Origin of the sequence: Phenylobacterium ferrooxidans (assembly GCF_042714595.1) — a bacterium.
Taxonomy (GTDB): Bacteria; Pseudomonadota; Alphaproteobacteria; order Caulobacterales; family Caulobacteraceae; genus Phenylobacterium; species Phenylobacterium ferrooxidans.
The window spans coordinates 1-16934 of record NZ_JAOTJD010000018.1; the positions used below are offsets into that span (position 1 = coordinate 1).

Below are 16934 nucleotides of genomic sequence, written 5' to 3' on the forward strand. Positions count from 1 at the left end.
GCTTTGAACTCAACGCCAACTATCAGGGCATCTCGGGTTCGCCCGGCGACTACGAAGGCAGCATCGCCTACGGCTACAGGGGCGATCGCGCCAACCTGCTGCTGACTGCGGGCTATCGCCACCGGTCGGAAATGTCCGTGAAGGAACGCGACTGGGCCCTGCGTACGGGACCTGAAGGCTATCTCGAAAACCCGCTGGGCGGCTGGGCCGGCACCGGCAACCCCGGCCAGTATCAGACCGCCACCACCGCGCCTGTGGGTTCGCCCAATACCGGCTACAGCGCGGCCACCTTCGCCGGCTCGTTGCCGGACATCGGCTGCGGGGCCAATGGCGGCGCGCCCTACGTTCTGACCACCACCATCGTCAGCCCGACCTCGTGCAACTTCCAGTACACGGCCTTTGACAACCTGGTTGAAAATGAGGACCACTACCAGCTCTACGGCAAGCTGAACGTCGATATCACCGACAACATTCAAGGCAATGTCGAGGTCCTCTGGGCCTCGCACAACACCCCGCTGCAAAGCTGGGCGATCACCGGCCCGAACCAGTATCCCGCGCCGATCCTGGCCTCGGGCGCCTCGCCGGGCGGCGGGGTCTCCCCGATCCCGGCCGGCGGCACCGGTGAACAGTCACGCTTCTACATTCCGAACACCAACCCGGGTCTGATCGCCCTGCTCGGTCAGATCGCCTCGGCGAACTGCTCCGGGGCCGTGTTGCCCTACGGCGTGGACGCCACCACTTGCGCTCAGGGCCTCGCCACGGCGCAAAGCCAGGCCGCCAACGCCGCCCTCCATGGTGTGGCCAGCAGCCAGACGGCTTGGCGGCCGCTCGGCTTCGCGGGCAATCCGTACACGTCCGACCGTCACAGCCACTACTCGTACAAGATTGACACCCTCCGCATCGCGGGCGGGTTCAAGGGCAAGTTCGAGAATGGCATCGGTTGGGAGCTTGGCCTGACCTACCAGGAGCAAGACTTCAACTACAACCTGCAGGACACTTCGGTGAACCGCCTGCAGCTCGGCCTCCGCGGCTACGGCAGCCGGGCCGGCAACGCCGATCAGTGCACCGCGGCGGAAACGGCGAACTTCACCACCAACGCCGGTAACGCCGCCCTGGGCTGCTTCTACTTCAACCCCTTCACCAACGCGATCCAGCAGAGCCTCTCGAACGTCCCGGCCAATCCCTACTATGTGGGCTCAAGCTCGACGATTGCCGGCCTGAACGACGCCGTAGCCAACCGCGGCGCCGTCTTCGATTGGATGGAGGAGGAGCAGCGCAACGAGATTACCGACAAACTCTTCGTCGCCGACCTGATCTTCAACGGTGAGACCAACTTCAAGCTCTGGGGTTCGGATAACATCTCCTGGGCCGCTGGCGCACAGTTCCGCTATGACCGGCGCGTTCAGGATCCGGACGCTGTCTACGACGCCAACGCCACGCCCTGCGTGGACAGCCCGCCGTTCGGCGACGGTACGCCCTATTGCCCGACCACGGCGAACGGCCCGTTCCTGTTCAACGCCAACCTGCGCCCCTACGACGTTGATCGGAAGATCGGTTCGGGCTTCTTCGAAGTCCGCCTGCCGATCACCGACAGCCTCGAAGGCTCGCTGGCCGGCCGTTACGAGTCCTACCAAGGCCAGGGTGAGACCTTCAATCCGAAGGCCGCCCTGCGTTGGCAGGCTCTGGACTGGTTGGCCCTGCGCGGGTCGGTCAGCACCACCTATCGCGCCGCCGCCGCCACCATCACCACGACGAATTTTTCGCGTGGCCTGACCAATGCGAGCGGCACCTACCGGGCCAACGACCTCTACGGCAACCCGAACCTCGAGCCGGAGACGGCGCTCACCTACAGCGTCGGCGCCATGGTCAAGATCGGCGGCTTCAACGCCACGGTCGATTACTGGAACTTTGACTTCAAGGACCAGTTGACCTCCGAAGCCACCCTGGACCTGTTGAACCTGATGTTCCCCACCGGGGGACCCAACAAGTGCGGCAATGCCGCCCTGGCGGCCCGGTTCACGTTCGATCCGGCCGGCTGCGCGGGCGGGCGGCCCTCCGTGCTCTCCTATCGCACCCAGTATATCAATGGCGGCCAGGTGAAGACCGACGGGGTCGACTTCCAGGCCAATCTGCAGGTCGGCGAACTGTTCGGCGGCGACCTGAGCACCGGCTTCGACGGCACCTACCTGCTGAACTACGACGACACCGGCTACACCATTGAGGGTCTGCCCACCTCCGCCGCCGGCGTGATCAAGCGGGCGGGCACCTACCGGGCGTCGCTGTTCACCGGCTACAACCGTCTGAGGGCGAACGCCTACGTGAACTGGGCGGCCGGTGGTCAGAACCTGCGCTGGCAAGTCCGTCATGTCTCCTCGACGACCCAGATCGAACCCAACTCGATCAACATCGCCGCGGCGGTGAAGTCGACGACCAAGGTCGCCGAGTACTGGCAACACGACCTGACCTATCGCGCTGAGCTGCCCTGGGATACGGCCTTGACCCTCTCGGTCATGAACGTCCTTGACCAGGAGCCGCCTTTCGCAATCGGCACCCAGTACAACTACGACCCGGGCAGCGGAAACCCGCTCGGCCGCGTCTACACCATCGGCGTCAAGAAGCGCTTCTAGGATACCGACCGGGCCAAGAGCCCAGCGGACTACACCTCGCGCCGCCCCTTCACCGGGGCGGCGTTTTCTTTTCCTGCGCGGCAGGGGCACGGAGTGATTCGTGCGCACTTGAGCATCAGCCCCGGGCGGGCTCCGGGGCGTGCGCGCGCCCAGACGCTTCCCTCACGGCATGCCCCAAACACATCTCCACTAGCCGTGTCTTTCATGCAACGTCGGCCTCGCGCCAATGCCGCGCCGCACCCATCCATTATTGACGATTAGGTCAAAAATCACGGCGCACTCTCAGGTGGTATATCGCGGGTCTCCGACGTTTTCACTTGATGTTGCATAAGGAAAATCTGGAACCGGCGCCCTCATGAGGGGAGTTACGCACCATGTATCTCTATGCAAACAAAGGCTTCTGATCGTCGACAGCCTAGCAGTTAGTGTGCGCTGCAACACATAACGCCGTTCTGTTTCATCACCGAAAATTTCCTGGTGCTGCAGAGGGCGGCGCCGGATGATCTTTTCTTCACATGAGACAAAAGCGCCCAAGCCGAATTCAAGGGCGACACTCGAGGGGGAACAAATTGATGTTGAAGAGTAGATATTTCTGCGGCGGGTCCATCCTGGCCGTCGCCCTGGCCTTTGGAGCGGGTTCCGCTCTCGCCCAGGAAAGCACCGTCGTTGAAGAGGTCGTGGTCACCGGATCGTTCATCGCCGGAACGTCGGAAAAAGCGGCGCAGCCGGTTGACGTCATCGGAACCCAGGAACTTGCCAAGCAGGGCGCGCCCAGCGTCGTGCAGCTGGTCAAGACCCTGACCGCGGCCCAGTCCTCACTCGGTGAGAGCAACCGCTACAACGGCGGTGCGGGCACCGCCTCGATCAACCTGCGCGGCCTCGGCTCGTCCCGCACCCTGGTGCTGATGAACGGCCGGCGCCTGGCCGACACCACCGCCGCCGCCTTCCAAGGTGGTGGTCAGGATCTGAACTTCATGCCGACGGCCGCCATCGGCCGTATTGAAATTCTGAAGGACGGCGCGGCCGCCACCTACGGCTCTGACGCCGTGGCCGGCGTGGTGAACTTCATCACCCGCAAGGACCTCGACGGCTTCGAGGTGAACGGCAACTACGCCTTCATCCAGGACTCTGACGGCGGCGACTGGGACGCCAGCATCGCCTACGGGAAGGTCTTCGACAGCGGCAACCTCCTGCTGACCGCGGGCTACCGCGCGCGTGGCCGCCTCGACGCCCAGGATCGCGACTATGCGGTGCGTCCGTTTGAGTCGGTCTTCTACGGCGGCTGGTCGGGGTCGGCGAGCCCGGGCGTGTATACCAACGCTGCTGGCACGACCCCCATCTTCCGAGACAATGGCTGTAACGTCCTTGGTTCGCAGGAACTCTCGGGCACGCTGAAGCCCGTGACCTCCGGCGGCGCCCTTTGCCGCTACCAGTTCAGCAATTTCAACGATCTGGTGAACGAAGAGCATCACTATCAGCTCTACGGCGAGGTCAACTTCGACCTGAGCGACGACATCCGCTTCCACGGTGAAATCGCCTGGAATCGCAATGCGGTGCCGGATCAGCGCCTCTCGCCCGCCAACCTCACCACCCAGTTCCCGACCGCCAACACATCTGGATCCACGGCGGCTCCCGGCTATAACAACCAGACACGCTTCTTCGTGCCGGCTTCCAACCCCGGTCTGATCGCCCTGCGCACGGCTTGCGCCGCTCCCCTGACAGCGGCGCAGTGCGCTGCAATGGCCGGCGGCGTCGCCACCAGCCAGACGTCTTGGCGCCTGATCGGTGTCGAGGGCCATCCGCTGAATTCGGACGGCGCCGACTACCAGCAGATCGAGCAGACCCAGTACCGGGTTTCCGCCGGGTTCAACGGCAGGTTCAACGGCGGCCTCCTCGATGGCATGGGTTGGGACACCGCCCTGACCTTCATGGAAAACAAGAGCGACGTCACCACCAACGACTTGCTGGTGAACCGCATTCAGCGGGCCTTCAACGGCCTGGGTGGTGCGGGCTGCAACTACAACACCGGCACACCGGGCGTCGGGGCCTGTAAGTACCTCAACCCCTTCTCCAATGGCATCGCCACCAGCGCCATCAATGGGAACACCAACCCCTTCTATAACGCCGCGGTCGCCAATGACCCGGCGATGAAGGCCTGGCTGTACGGCACCTATACCAATGTGGCGACCAACCAGATCCTTGTGTTCGATGCGGTGATCAACAAGGAAACCAGCATCGCGCTGGGCGGCGGCAACATCGCCTGGGCGGCGGGCGCGCAGTATCGCTACAACCGCAGCCTGGACGACTGGTCCAATCTGGGCGACGTGCAGGCCACGCCTTGCGTCGACTCCATCGACGGCCAGCAGGGCCAATGCGCCAACCCCACCGGTCCGTTCGTGTTCTTCGGAGCCCAAGCCGACGGTGACGTCGACCGCCGGGTCGGCGCGGTCTTCGCCGAGGTTAAGCTTCCGGTGCTCGAAAACCTCGAGATCAGCGGCGCCGTGCGCCACGAAGATTTCGGCGGCAATGTCGGTTCCACCACCAATCCGCGGATTTCGGGTCGCTGGCAGGCGACGGACTGGTTGGCCTTCCGCGGTTCGGCCGGCACGACCTTCCGCGCGCCAGGCGCAAATGCTCTGACGCCCGGCAGCAGCAAGGGTGTCCGCAATATCGCGGGTTCCTACCGCGCCGTCGTGACGGAGAACAACCCGTTCCTCGAGCCCGAGACCGCGACCACGGGTAACCTCGGAGCCATCGTCACGGCCGGTGGCTTCACCGCCTCGGTCGACTATTGGACCTTCGACTTCAAGAAGGAACTGATCACTGAGGATGCAGGCGGGTTGCTCGGCGCCCTCAACGCCACCAACTGCGCCAAGCCCGCCTTCGCGGCGCGCTTCGTGAATGTCGGCGGCGCTGCGATCTGCACGACCCAGGCCAATGTGCTGCAGGCGACGATCAAGATCGTCAACGGCCAGGACACCAAGACTTCCGGCTTCGACCTTCGCGCCCAGTATGACTTCAACAACTTCTTCGGAATGGAATTCTACGACACCCAGGTGACCGTGGGCGCCGAAGCCACTCTGACGAAGGAATACAAGCGCGGAGCCACCACCCTGCTTGAAGACAGCTCCGTGACCATCGCGCCGGCGATCGATCGCGCCGGCAAGCATGAGCTGATCGGGGAGTTCTATTCGTTCCCGAAGACCCGGGCCTCGGCCTTCATCAACGTCGCCGGGGACAAGTGGAACCTGCGCTACCAGCTGCTCTATCGTGAGGGCACGACCATCGCCGGCACTGTCTGTCCGGGTGATGCCGGAGCCGGCACGACCGCCGACTGCCGTTACAACTATGGCACCGGAACCTACCAGAGCGTCGGGAAGCTGGACGACTACTGGCAGCACGACCTGAACCTGCGGGTCGACCTGCCTTGGGAAACCACGGCGACCCTCAGTGTCCAGAACATCCTGGATACCGACCCGCCCTTCGCTCAGAGCTACTACAACTATGACGTCACCAACGGGAACCCGCTGGGCCGCGTCTTCAAGGTGGGTCTGAAGAAGACCTTCTAACGACAACACCGCGACCGGCGGCGGGCATCCGTCGCCGGACTTTCCCAAAGCAACTGAGGGGCGCCGTCCAACTGGGCGGCGCCTCTTCCTTGTCAGGGCTTCTCGCGAGATGGCAGGGCGGCGACCTCCTCGGGCGTCAGCTTGCGTATCCCGCGAACCTCGCAGCGCTGCTGGTGGCTTGGCCCGTAGCCTGACCGGTGGCCGGGAGCAGCAAGGCTCCGGCCGTTAGGGGGAGGGCAAGCGGCTTCATCGCGTCGATCCTTTGGCGAGCGTCCCTGGCGACTATCGCGGGACCCGGGAGACGGAATTGCGGCCGCGCCGCGCCGCGCGGAGAAGAAAGCGAGCCGGATCAACCAATTCTGAAACGCCCTTGGGCAGCGGCGACGGCGCGCCAAGGATCAGGGCCGCCACATGCTCGGCCAGCAGCGGCGCCAGGCAGAAGCCCCGCGAACCCAGGCCGCCCAACAGAAAGAGTCCATCCGCCGCGCCCGGCGCGCGGCCCGCAAGGGGAAGATGGTCAGCTGTGGTGGCGCGAACAGACGCGCGACCGTCCACCGGAAGGTCCGCGAGCCGCCGGGCGAGCTGGGGAAGGGCCGCCGCCAGAGTGGCGCGGTTTCGGTCGTGGTCGCCCGGGCGGACATCGGTCGCCGCATCGTCGCGGTCGTGGGTGGCGCCGAACAGCAGGCCGTTCCGGGTAGGCAGGATATAGCCGCCCCAGGCTGCGGCCTGAACGTCTCCAGGGGCCTCGATCCAACTGGCCTGACCCCGCACGGGGCGGATCCCCGGCTCTGGCCAAAGGGGCTGGTGGCCGGTCGCCAGGATCACCGCCTCGGCCTCGCAGATCGTCGCGCCGTCTGGGGCGACCAGCCGCCAGACGCCGTTCTGGCAGGTGACGCCAGCCACCATGGCCAGCCGGATCTCGCCGCACCAGTCGGCCAGGATGGCCGCTGGCGCAATGGACAGGGCGCCGGTCAGGTCCAGGGCCGCCGGGGCGGGCTCTCCGAGGGTCTGACTGACCTCGGCAGGCTCGCGCAGGACCAGGGCGCCGGGCTCGAAGATGTCGGCGGCGGCGATCTTCGCAAATCGGCCAAGGTCCCGCTCGTCGCCGACCAACTGCAGCACGCCGCGCGACAGGATGGCGTCCGGCGTGTCTTCATAGAGCCGCAGGGCGCGGTCATAGGCTTGGGCGAAGAGGGCGGCCAGAGGCCCGAGACCGGCGTCGAGGCGCGGGGTCACCAGGGCGGCTGGATTGCCCGAGGCCCCGGCGCCCGGGGTTTCGGCCTCAATCAGCATGGGTTGGCAGCCCAGGGCGCGCAGGGCTCGCGCGGCGCCGGCGCCCGCGATACCGGCGCCGACGATCGCGACCCGGGGCGAAGACGTCGCGAGGCGAGCGCCGGGCAGGCTTGCCTCCAGCCGCTCCCGCTTGCGCCCATGGCCGGGGCGCTTTTCGACCGCGAACCCGGCCGCCTGCAGGCCGCGCCGAACCGCGCCGGCTACTGTGAAGGTGGCCGCCCGCGCCCCTGGGGCGGAGCGCTGGGCGACCAGCAGCATCAGGCCCTCGTCCCACATGCCGGGATTGAGGGCTGGCGAGAAGCCGTCGAGGAACCAGGCGTCGGCGCGGCCATCCCAGCCCTCGAGGGCCTCATGGGCGTCCATCACCGCAAGGTCCAGCGTGGCGGAGACTTCAGGTAGGTCGACCCGGTGCAGACCGCGGGCCTGGCCGGGCCAGCGGTCCGTCAGCAGGCGCGCGAGGTCAGAGAGTTCAGGCCAGGCCGACAGGGCCCGGCGGGCTTCGCCGACCTCCAAGGGGTGGGCCTCGATGGAGAAGATGTGCAGGTGAGCGCCAGGATCGCGGGTCGTGCGCCACAGGTCGAGCAAGGCCAGGATATTCAGGCCGGTTCCGAAGCCAAGTTCCGCTGCCACGAATCGCCCGCGCCCGGCCCAAGCGCCAGGCAGGCCGCAGCCGGCAAGGAAGACGGCCCGCGATTCGGCCAAGCCGTCCTCGGTGGAGAAGTAGACATCGCCGTAGAGCCGCGAGCGCGGCTGGCCGTCATCGGTCCAGACCAGGGGGGAAGGCGGAGTTGGATCGCTCATGGGACCGGCCAACGAAAAGGGCCGCCCCCAGAGGGGACGGCCCTTCGTAGACGCAGATGCGTCGTGAAGCTTATTGCTTCGCGGCTTCGGCGGCGGCGGCGGCCGGAGCAGCAGCTTCGGCGGCGGCCGGGGCGGCGGCCATCGCGGCGGCGTCAGCAGCGGCCGGGGCGGCGGCGGCGTCGGCGGCGGCGTCGGCAGCGGTGGCGGCGGCGTCGGTCGCGGTGGCGGCGGCGTCGGCGGCGGTGGCCGACGACTCGGCGGCGGTCGCTTCGGTCTTTTCAGCGGGCTTGGAGCAGGCGGCGGCCGAGAGAGCGGCGACGGCGACGGAAGCGACGAGCAGCTTGCGGAGAATGGTGGAGGTCATGTCCCAGATCCTTAGATTTGATGGTTGAAAGCACCCAAAGAGGCGCCCCCCTTCGGGAAGGCCCCAACAGATGGAATATGCCTGGGTTCGCGGTGAGGGCAAGGCTCAGCTTCACCGGAACTTGATCAGGCTATACAAAAGGGCCGCCCCGAGGGACGGCCCTTCGTAGAACGCGATGCGCTCGAAGCTTAGTGCTTCGCGGCTTCGGCGGCGGCAGCGGCCGGAGCAGCGGCTTCGGCGGCGGCCGGAGCAGCAGCGGCAGCGGCGGCGTCGGCGGCGGCCGGAGCAGCGGCGGCAGCGGCGGCGTCGGTCGAGGCGGCGGCGGCGTCGGTCGCGGCGGCGGCGGCGTCGGTCGCGGTGGCGGCGGCGTCGGTCGCTTCAGCAGCGGCGGCGTCGGCCTTTTCAGCGGGCTTGCCGCAGGCGGCGACGGAGATGGCGGCGACGGCGGCGCCGGCGACGAGGAGCTTGCGAAGGAGTTCGGAGGTCATGCTGGTCCCCTAGGAAACGGAGGTGAAGAAGCGCCCGACTCGCCCCCGGATGGGAACGCCGCAAGCGCAAGGCACGAATATGCCGTGGTTCGCCCCGAGGGCAAGGCTTTAATTCACGCTCTCGTGATCACTTTTCTCCAGCCAAGCCTCAACCCCTTTGAATTCCTCGATTTGGCGATCACGCCTCGCGTGAAGGCTTGGGTGTGGCCGGGCCGGTTTCAGCGGCTATATGGAGCGGTCGGAGGAGATGTCCCATGGATGTTGCGGTCGCGCGCGAACCTCGCGCGGTGCGGATCAACCTGCCCAGCCGGGGTGGGGAGATGTCGGCGCTGGAATTCGGTCCGGCCGGGCGGCCCGTCGATATCCTCTTCACCCACGCCAATGGCTTCAACGCCCGGGCCTATGCGAGCATCCTGGCTCCCCTCGCCGCGGACTTCCACGTCCTGGCCATTGATCAGCGCGGTCATGGCCGTTCCGGCTTGAAGCCGGAGATGGAGGGGCGGACGTCTTGGTACGGCCTGCGCGACGATCTGCTGGCGCTGCTCGAGGCGCTCGACCTCAGGAACGTGGTTCTGGGAGGGCACTCCATGGGGGGCACCGCCAGCATCCTGGCCAGCGCCGAGGCGGCCGGCCGGGTCAAGAGCCTCGTCATGTTCGACCCGGTGGTCCTCAGCCCCGAGGCCATCGCGGCCAATGCGGGGGGGGAGCCCATCGAATCGCCCCTGGTCCAGGGCGCCATGCGTCGCCGCGCGGTCTTTCCGAGCCACCAGGCGGTGGTCGAGGCCTATACTGGCCGCGGCGCCTTCAAGAGCTGGACGCCCGCCATGCTGGCCGACTACGTCGCCGATGGTTTCCGGGAGCGGCCTGACGGCCAGGTGGAGCTGACCTGCGCTCCGGAGTGGGAGGCTTCCAACTTCACGTCGCAGGCCCACGACACCTGGGACGCCTTCGCGCGCTCCACGGCGCCCATCACCATCTTCCGCGCCGAAAACGGCTCCACCTGCCGGGTCGAAGGCCATGAGGCGGAACTCGCCGCCTCGGGGCGGATCACACTGGAGACCGTGCCGGGTACGACCCACTTCCTGCCCATGGAGCGCCCGGACGTGGTGGCGCGCGCGCTCAGGACCGCGGCGTCAAAGCCCTAGGCCCGGGGTGAGCTGGTCGCGGTAGACCGCCTGGGCCGCCGGCGGGATATCGACCACCTTGCGGGCGTCGAGATCAAAGCTGATCACCACAGCTTCGGCGCTGGCCCAGGCCCGTCCGCTGACCGGGTCGACCATCCAGTGCATCACCCGGCGGGTGCGGGCCTCCACGGCGGCGAAGCCTGACCGCAGTTCGACGGAATCGCCGGCGCGCGGCCAGTCGAGGTGCAGCACCCGGTATTCCAGCACCGCTCCACCGATGTTCGGGGGCGGCTCACCCGAGACCGGTTCAGGCCCGGGCCGGGTCTCACCAAACAGCCTGTTCACGCCGTCCGACACTCGGCCGATGAACATCTCGCCACGCATGCGGCCGAACACATCGCACTCCGCCGGCGCGATCACCCCCATGCCGATGCGGGTCAGGTTCAGCTCCAGGGCCTTGGCGTGGCTGGCCATGGGTTGGACCGGCGCCAGGTCGAGACCGCGGGCCGCGGCGTAGGCGGGGATCTCGACCCGCAGCGCATCGGCGGCACGACGAATGCGGGCCGGCCACGGGAAGGCGCGCAGATCTGTGCTGGTGACATGGGAGACCACGACCTGGAAGGTGGCGGCCGGCTCTCCTGACAGGTGGCGGATCACCAGCAGCAGGCGGGCGTCGGTCTCCCCCATCTCCACCACCCCGCCGGTCATGATCAGCCCGGCGCCGGCGCGAGCCTCGCGCAGAAAACGGATATGCTGTTCGCGGACCACCAAGGTCGACTCCGCGCCGGCGGTGAAGGCCCGCGGCATGCCCAGCTGCGCCGCCAGGCCGGCGATCCCCTCGAAGGATTTGGCGACCCAGAACCGGACGTTCAGGTGCCCCATCTCGTCGCATTCCCAGGTGTTGACCCCGCCGCCCCAGACCTCGATCACGCGCCCATCCCTCGTTGCAGGCGGCGAACTTATGGGAGCTCACCTGTAACCGACAGGGGGCGGGCGTCGAATTCCTGCTCAAGCTCGTCCAGCGCGCCATCGCCGCCGTATCGTCATCGTGCGAAGCTGAAGGCCCCAGGGAAGACCGCCACATGCCGCCGCCGATGAAGGTTCTGGTCTATCGACACAGCGTGGTCACCCGCGTCACCCACTGGATCAACGCCATGGCGCTGATCCTTCTGTTGATGAGCGGCCTGCAGATCTTCAACGCCCACCCGGCCCTCTACTGGGGCCAGACATCGACCTTCGCCGATCCTTGGGTGTCCATGACCGCCGTCGACCGCGGTGAGCGGATGATCGGGGTGACCAAGGTAGGGCCGCTCACCCTGGAGACCACCGGCCTGTTTGGCTTCTCAGACGGCGAAAAGCGCGGGTTTCCGTCCTGGTCCACGGCGCCCGGCTATCGCGACCTAGCGGCGGGCCGACGCTGGCACTTCTTCTTCGCCTGGCTCCTGGTTCTCAACGGGCTGGTCTATCTCTCCACCAACAGCCTGAACGGCCACATCCGCCGTGACCTGCTGCCGACCCGGGACCAGCTGGCGCCGCGCCATCTCTTGCGGGAGATCCTCGACCACGCCCGCCTGCGGTTCGCCAAGGGCGATGAGGCCAGGCGCTACAACGCCCTGCAGAAGCTGGCCTATGGCGGGATGGTGCTGATCGTCCTGCCGCTGATGGTGCTGACCGGCCTGACCATGTCGCCGGCTGTGGACGCGGGGCAGCCGTGGCTGCCGGCGGTGTTCGGCGGGCGGCAGTCGGCCCGGACGATCCACTTCATCTGCGCAGGCCTGATCGTCGCCTTCGCCCTGGTCCACGTCGCCATGGTCCTGTTGTCCGGCGTCTGGAACAACCTGCGCTCCATGATCACCGGGCGCTACGCCATAGATGTCGAGGGAGACCCCCGATGAGCGCTGACACCCGTCGCGGCTGGCTCAAGGGCGCGGCCGCCGGCGCCGCGGGCCTCTGGCTGACCGCCTGCAACAAGGTCAATGACGACCCCCGTGTTCGGGCTACCCTGCGCAGCGCCGAGGGCCTGACGCTGCGCGCCCAGCGCCTGCTGATCAGCCGCAGCGCCCTGGCGCCGGAGTTCAGTGAGGCCGATATCAGCAGCGATTTCCGCGCCAACGGCTCGATCAGCCCTGGCGACCCGGAGTACCGCAAGCTGCTGTTGGACGGCTTTTCCGACTACAGGCTGGTGGTGGACGGCCTCGTGGACACGCCCCTGTCCCTGAACCTCGCCCAGGTCCGGGCGCTGACCTCCCGAACCCAGATCACCCGCCATGACTGCGTCGAGGGTTGGTCCAGCATCGGCAAGTGGAAGGGCGCGCGCCTGGGGCCTTTACTGGACCTGGCCGGCCTGAAGGAGGACGCGCGCTATATCGTCTTCCACTGCGCCGACAGCCTGGGCGGCGCGGGGCCGAACGGCCGCTACTATGAGAGCATCGACCTGATAGACGCCTATCATCCGCAGACGATCCTGGCCTACGAGATGAATGGGTCGGTCCTGCCGGTGGCCCACGGCGCGCCCCTGAGGCTGCGGGTCGAACGCCAGCTCGGCTACAAGCACGCCAAGTACGTCATGCGCGTCGAGGCCGTCGCCGACTTCGCCCATCTCGGGGCGGGCAAGGGCGGCTTCTGGGAAGACCGCGGCTACGAGTGGTACGCCGGAATCTGACCTGGCCCTACCAGGGGGTCTTGGCGGTCTGTTCGGCCTCGGCCTTGCACATGGCCGCGTCGGGTTTCGCGCCTGTCTTGCGGAGGGCCTCAAGCTCGGCGCGGACGCCCTCCAGGTCGGCGCGGAAGGCAGGGTCTCCGCGCCAGGTCGCCAGGATGGCGCCGGCATTGGTGCGCCCCGCCTCCACGGCGCTGACGCTGTGCACGCCACAGACCACCCGGCTCTCGCCGAAGGCGCGGCCGCGCATCAGGATCGGGGTCGCTTGGTCAGGCGCCAGTTCGGCCAGGAACATGGCCACGGCCCAGCCCCAGGTCGCATGGCCCGAGGGGTAGTCGGGGCTGGCGGCCAGGGATTCCGTCTTCGGCGCGCAGATATTGCCCTCGCCCGCGATCAGATAGGGCCGCTGGCGCTTGAACACATCCTTGACGCTGGAGACCTGCCGGCTGGCGTCGATCCCCATCCGGGTGAGCATGGACATCATTTTCGGCGTGGCGTCGGGAGACATCTGCACGCCCACGGCGCAACTGAAGGACGTCAGCATGTTGGCGGGCAGGGAAGGGACGTCGTTCTGGGCCAGCGACCATCGAGGGGAGCCCTCAAGGCTGCGGGTGGCCTTGAACACCGCCTGGTCCTCCGCCTCCCGGGCCGAGCCGGTGGCCGGGGCCGGAGGCAGGATCAGGGCCGCGGCCGGCCAGGTCTGGGCGTTGAGATAGCCGGTGGGCAGGCCCCGGGGCGGGGAGGGCGCCACGGCGGGCGCCGGCTGGGCCAGCGCGACGCTGGCGGCGGCCAGGACGCCCGTTAGGCTTAAACCGATCAGTGTACGGCGCATTTCCCGCTCCCTTGTTCTGTTGGGACATCATGCCCATGCGCACCGCCGACGCAACGCCGAAGCTGGCGGGCTTTCTGTGGTGGGATGGCGTCAGGTCCTGGGTTAGGGTCACCAGGAAATCCAAGGCAGACGAGTGGACCCGCTTCCGACCCCAGCTCCGCCCTCCGAGGTGGTCAGTCCGAGCCCCCCGAAGGCGCCGCGTCAGCTTGCCGTGATGCGCGCCCGCGCCGAACTGCTCCGCTGGCGGGTCGTGCCGCGCGTGCGCAAGCCTGGCCGGCGCAGGCTCAATCCCTGGCTGCCGCTTGTTCCGGTGCTGGTCCTGCTGTCGCCCGCCCTGCTGCTGCTTGCGGGGGTGGCCGTCTTCCTGCCCAGACCGTTCCGGATCCATCCCGCCACGGTGATGCTGAACCTCGGGCGCGTCATGATCGCCTTGAGCGGCGGTGACAGCGAGGCTCGTCCACCGCCCCGGATCGCCGACGACCGGTCCTGAGGTCAGGATCGCAAACCACGGCCGCCATCGCGCGGGCGATGGCGGCCGACCTGTCTGCTACTTCGCGATCTTCTGGAAAAGCTTCGCCCAGCGAGGCTTTTCGCGGGTCTTCCAGGCGCCCCGGTGCCAGGCGTCTGACGCGATCAGCGGCACCACGGTGCTGGCCTCGGCGAACACCATCTGTTCCCAGGTGACGTCGACCTTGCCCCAGGAGCAGGCCTCCTTCAGCGTCGAGGAGGAGCAGGCCCCGTCACGCACATCGGCCACCGTGATCTGGATAGCGTACTTGTGCATATCGACCTCGTGGCCGAGGATTTCGGCGCAGACCACGGTGTCCTGGGCGAAGTTCTTGGGAACCCCGCCGCCCACCATGAACAGGCCCGTCGTGCCCGCCGCGATCTTGACGTCGGTCAACTCGCGGAAGTCGGCGACGGAGTCGATGGTCAGGTAGGGCTTGCCCGCCTTCATGTTCTCCACCTGGTGCTTCACCAGGCCAAAGCCGGCCGAGGAGTCGGTGAAGGCCGGGCAGAAGATGGGGATGTCGAGCTCGTAGGCCGTCTCGATCAGCGAGCCCTGCTTCTTGGCGTTGCCGTCGGCCAGCCACTTGCCCATCTCCCAGATGAACTCACGGCTCGAATAGGGGCGCGGCTCCAGCATGTTGCAGAGCTGGAAGATGACGTCGTCGCAGTTCTGAAGCTCTTCCTCGTCGATATAGGTGTCGTAGATGCGGTCGATATAGAGGGCGCGCAGGTCGCGGTCGTCGACCGGGTCCTGGGGCTTGGACTGGTAGTGCTTGAAGCCCAGGGCCTCGAAGAAATCCATGTCCACGATCGAGGCGCCGGTGGAGACCACGCAGTCGATCAGGCCGAACTTCAGCATGTCGCGATAGATATGCATGCAGCCGCCGGCGCTGGTGGAGCCCGCCAGGGTGAGCCAGGTGGAGCAGGCCTTGTCTTCCAGGGCCATGGTCAGGATGTCGGCGGCGCGTGCGGTGTCGCGGCTGGTGAAGCTCATCTGCCGCATCGAGTCGATGATCGGACGGGCGTCGTACTGGTCGATGCTCACGTGCTCGACGGTGGTCGAGAGCAGCTCGGCCTTGCGGTTCGTGTTTTGAACGTCAGCGTTCATTCTCTTGATCCTCAGGAGTTTGAGCGCCCGTCCGTGGAAAAGGAGCCCAGCCGGGACGGAGCGACCGGCTGGACCATCAACAACTGAGCGGGCGGTTATTTCCGCCGACGCTTCTTCCCGCGCGCCCGTGACAGCTTCACGACGTTGTGGTTTTCCGTCTTCGGCACCGAGATCGAGCGCTTGGCCAGGCCGAACATGGAGGCCATGGGGGCGTCGTTGACCTCGATGGTCTCGGCGTCGCCGAACCCGTTGAAGCGGGTGTTCATCGCCACGCCATAGGCGCCCAGCATGCCGATCTCCACATAGTCGCCCTCACGGACGTCTTCGGGCAGCCAGAAGGGGCCGGGCATATGGTCGAGGCTGTCGCAGGTGGGACCCCAGAAGCGGTAGGGCTTCAGGGAGCCTTCGACCTCGCGGGCCTCGCCGTCCTCGTTGCGGATCAGCTTGACCGGGAAGGGCCACTTGGTGTGGGCGGCGTCGAACAGCGAGCCGTAGGAGCCGTCGTTGAGATAGAGCGCGTCGCCCTTGCGCAGTTCGACCTTGGTGAGGATCGAGGAGCCCTCGGCCACCAGGGCCCGGCCGGGTTCGCACCACAGCTCGGTGGTCTCGTGCACCATCATCTCGGCGAAGCCGCGGTCGATGGAGTCGATGTAGTCGGCCAGGGCCGGAGGCGCCATCCCGGGATAGATCGACGGGAAGCCGCCGCCCACGTCCACCACGTCGGCGAAGACGCCGGCGCGGACCAGGGCGCGGGACGCCTGGGTCATGGCCGCCTGGTAGGCGGTGGGACGCATGCACTGGCTGCCGACATGGAAGGAAACGCCCATCAGGTCCTGGGTCGCGCGGCGGGCGGCGAGCAGCAGGCCTGGCGCCTCGAAGGTGTCGACCCCGAACTTGCCCGACAGGGAATAGGCCGCGCCTTCGGCGGCGACGGCCAGGCGCACGATGAGGTTGAGGTCCTTGGCGCCGCCCGTGGCGTCAAGAATCTTGGCCAGCTCTTCGTGCGTATCCAGCGCGAAGGTGCGCACGCCGTGGTCGAAATAGGCCTGGGAGATCGCAGACCGGCTCTTCACCGGGTGCATGAAGGCCATGCGCGAGCCCGGCGCGAACTGGCTGACCAGTTCGATCTCCGGGATCGAAGCCACATCGAAGGAGGTCACCCCATTGGCCGCGAGGGTCTCGATGACCCACGGCGAAGGGTTGGCCTTTACGGCGTAGAAGACGTCGCCTCGGAAATTTTCCTGGAACCAGCGCGCCGCGACGGCCACCGCGTCAGGTCGCGCTATTGCGACAGGACGTTCCGGGGACCGCTGACGGACCAGGTCCAGGGGCGTTTGATACGTGTGCAATTCACGTAACCCCCAATGGATTGTTGAACCTAGCCGGCGTTAGCAGCGCTTTTGAGGACTTCGGGTCCGCCGGAGCGCGGTGAAATAAGGGCATATGACCCCTGTGTAAAGCGGTTTGATTCTGGCGCGGTGAATCGCGCGCAAACCCTGACCGGGCCAAGGCTTGCGAGGGGACCTTCGCGAAGAGATTTGTGACAGTCGCCGGGGAAG

The 16934-nt window shown here is 67.0% G+C and carries 13 protein-coding genes; 6 read left to right on the forward strand and 7 right to left on the reverse strand.

Annotated features, from left to right (window positions below):
• Both OCL97_RS10710 and OCL97_RS10715 read left to right on the forward strand, forming a co-directional pair.
• On the forward strand, window positions 1-2627 hold a 2627-nt coding region (locus OCL97_RS10710; protein ID WP_377370036.1), incomplete at its 5' end, for a TonB-dependent receptor domain-containing protein.
• Between the two features lie 572 nt (window positions 2628-3199).
• Window positions 3200-6196 (forward strand): TonB-dependent receptor domain-containing protein, encoded by a 2997-nt coding sequence (locus OCL97_RS10715; RefSeq protein WP_377370038.1) that lies wholly within the window; start codon window positions 3200-3202, stop codon window positions 6194-6196.
• Between the two features lie 282 nt (window positions 6197-6478).
• Here OCL97_RS10715 and mnmD read toward each other — a convergent pair whose 3' ends face one another.
• From mnmD to OCL97_RS10730, 3 genes are all read right to left on the reverse strand, one after another.
• On the reverse strand, window positions 6479-8290 hold the full coding sequence (mnmD, locus tag OCL97_RS10720; RefSeq protein WP_377370040.1) for a tRNA (5-methylaminomethyl-2-thiouridine)(34)-methyltransferase MnmD: 1812 nt from the start codon (window positions 8288-8290) through the stop codon (window positions 6479-6481).
• A 70-nt stretch (window positions 8291-8360) separates the two neighbouring features.
• Window positions 8361-8654: a hypothetical protein gene (locus tag OCL97_RS10725; protein WP_304781464.1), complete on the reverse strand. Its 294-nt coding sequence runs from the start codon at window positions 8652-8654 to the stop codon at window positions 8361-8363.
• A gap of 188 nt (window positions 8655-8842) precedes the next feature.
• A complete protein-coding gene (locus tag OCL97_RS10730; RefSeq protein ID WP_377370042.1) occupies window positions 8843-9142 on the reverse strand; it encodes a hypothetical protein in 300 nt (99 codons plus the stop codon).
• A 254-nt stretch (window positions 9143-9396) separates the two neighbouring features.
• On the opposite strand from OCL97_RS10730, the gene OCL97_RS10735 reads away from it, so the two are divergent.
• On the forward strand, window positions 9397-10287 hold the full coding sequence (locus tag OCL97_RS10735; protein ID WP_377370044.1) for an alpha/beta fold hydrolase: 891 nt from the start codon (window positions 9397-9399) through the stop codon (window positions 10285-10287).
• Here the strand turns inward: OCL97_RS10735 and OCL97_RS10740 are convergent.
• On the reverse strand, window positions 10276-11196 hold the full coding sequence (locus OCL97_RS10740; RefSeq protein ID WP_377370046.1) for a thioesterase family protein: 921 nt from the start codon (window positions 11194-11196) through the stop codon (window positions 10276-10278). The two genes, OCL97_RS10735 and OCL97_RS10740, sit on opposite strands and share 12 nt — an antisense overlap.
• A 152-nt stretch (window positions 11197-11348) precedes the next feature.
• Here OCL97_RS10740 and OCL97_RS10745 point away from each other — a divergent pair, with 152 nt between their 5' ends.
• Window positions 11349-12161: a cytochrome b/b6 domain-containing protein gene (locus OCL97_RS10745; RefSeq protein ID WP_377370048.1), complete on the forward strand. Its 813-nt coding sequence runs from the start codon at window positions 11349-11351 to the stop codon at window positions 12159-12161.
• Complete coding sequence (locus OCL97_RS10750; protein ID WP_377370050.1) at window positions 12158-12928, forward strand: molybdopterin-dependent oxidoreductase; 771 nt, start codon at window positions 12158-12160, stop codon at window positions 12926-12928. Before OCL97_RS10745 ends, OCL97_RS10750 begins: the two co-directional genes overlap by 4 nt.
• A 7-nt stretch (window positions 12929-12935) precedes the next feature.
• On the opposite strand, the gene OCL97_RS10755 is transcribed toward OCL97_RS10750, so the two are convergent.
• Window positions 12936-13757, reverse strand: coding sequence for an acid phosphatase (locus OCL97_RS10755; RefSeq protein WP_377370052.1), 822 nt, complete (start codon window positions 13755-13757; stop codon window positions 12936-12938).
• A 133-nt stretch (window positions 13758-13890) separates the two neighbouring features.
• Here OCL97_RS10755 and OCL97_RS10760 point away from each other — a divergent pair, with 133 nt between their 5' ends.
• Window positions 13891-14247 carry a hypothetical protein gene (locus OCL97_RS10760; protein ID WP_377370054.1) on the forward strand — a complete coding sequence of 119 codons (357 nt, stop codon included), beginning with the start codon at window positions 13891-13893 and terminating at the stop codon, window positions 14245-14247.
• Between the two features lie 57 nt (window positions 14248-14304).
• Here OCL97_RS10760 and OCL97_RS10765 read toward each other — a convergent pair whose 3' ends face one another.
• Both OCL97_RS10765 and OCL97_RS10770 read right to left on the reverse strand, forming a co-directional pair.
• Window positions 14305-15375 carry a 1,9-bis(guanidino)-5-aza-nonane synthase gene (locus OCL97_RS10765; protein ID WP_305337646.1) on the reverse strand — a complete coding sequence of 357 codons (1071 nt, stop codon included), beginning with the start codon at window positions 15373-15375 and terminating at the stop codon, window positions 14305-14307.
• A gap of 95 nt (window positions 15376-15470) precedes the next feature.
• The gene (locus OCL97_RS10770) at window positions 15471-16724 is read right to left on the reverse strand and encodes a type III PLP-dependent enzyme (RefSeq protein WP_377370056.1); all 1254 of its coding nucleotides are present in this window, start codon (window positions 16722-16724) and stop codon (window positions 15471-15473) included.
• Window positions 16725-16934: the final 210 nt, after the last annotated feature.

Coding starts and splice junctions, on each gene's coding strand:
- OCL97_RS10715 (WP_377370038.1), top strand. CDS start 3,200: ATGTTGAAGAGTAGATATTTCTGCGGCGGGTCCATCCTGGCCGTCGCC.
- mnmD (WP_377370040.1), bottom strand. CDS start 8,290: ATGAGCGATCCAACTCCGCCTTCCCCCCTGGTCTGGACCGATGACGGC.
- OCL97_RS10725 (WP_304781464.1), bottom strand. CDS start 8,654: ATGACCTCCACCATTCTCCGCAAGCTGCTCGTCGCTTCCGTCGCCGTC.
- OCL97_RS10730 (WP_377370042.1), bottom strand. CDS start 9,142: ATGACCTCCGAACTCCTTCGCAAGCTCCTCGTCGCCGGCGCCGCCGTC.
- OCL97_RS10735 (WP_377370044.1), top strand. CDS start 9,397: ATGGATGTTGCGGTCGCGCGCGAACCTCGCGCGGTGCGGATCAACCTG.
- OCL97_RS10745 (WP_377370048.1), top strand. CDS start 11,349: ATGCCGCCGCCGATGAAGGTTCTGGTCTATCGACACAGCGTGGTCACC.
- OCL97_RS10750 (WP_377370050.1), top strand. CDS start 12,158: ATGAGCGCTGACACCCGTCGCGGCTGGCTCAAGGGCGCGGCCGCCGGC.
- OCL97_RS10755 (WP_377370052.1), bottom strand. CDS start 13,757: ATGCGCCGTACACTGATCGGTTTAAGCCTAACGGGCGTCCTGGCCGCC.
- OCL97_RS10765 (WP_305337646.1), bottom strand. CDS start 15,375: ATGAACGCTGACGTTCAAAACACGAACCGCAAGGCCGAGCTGCTCTCG.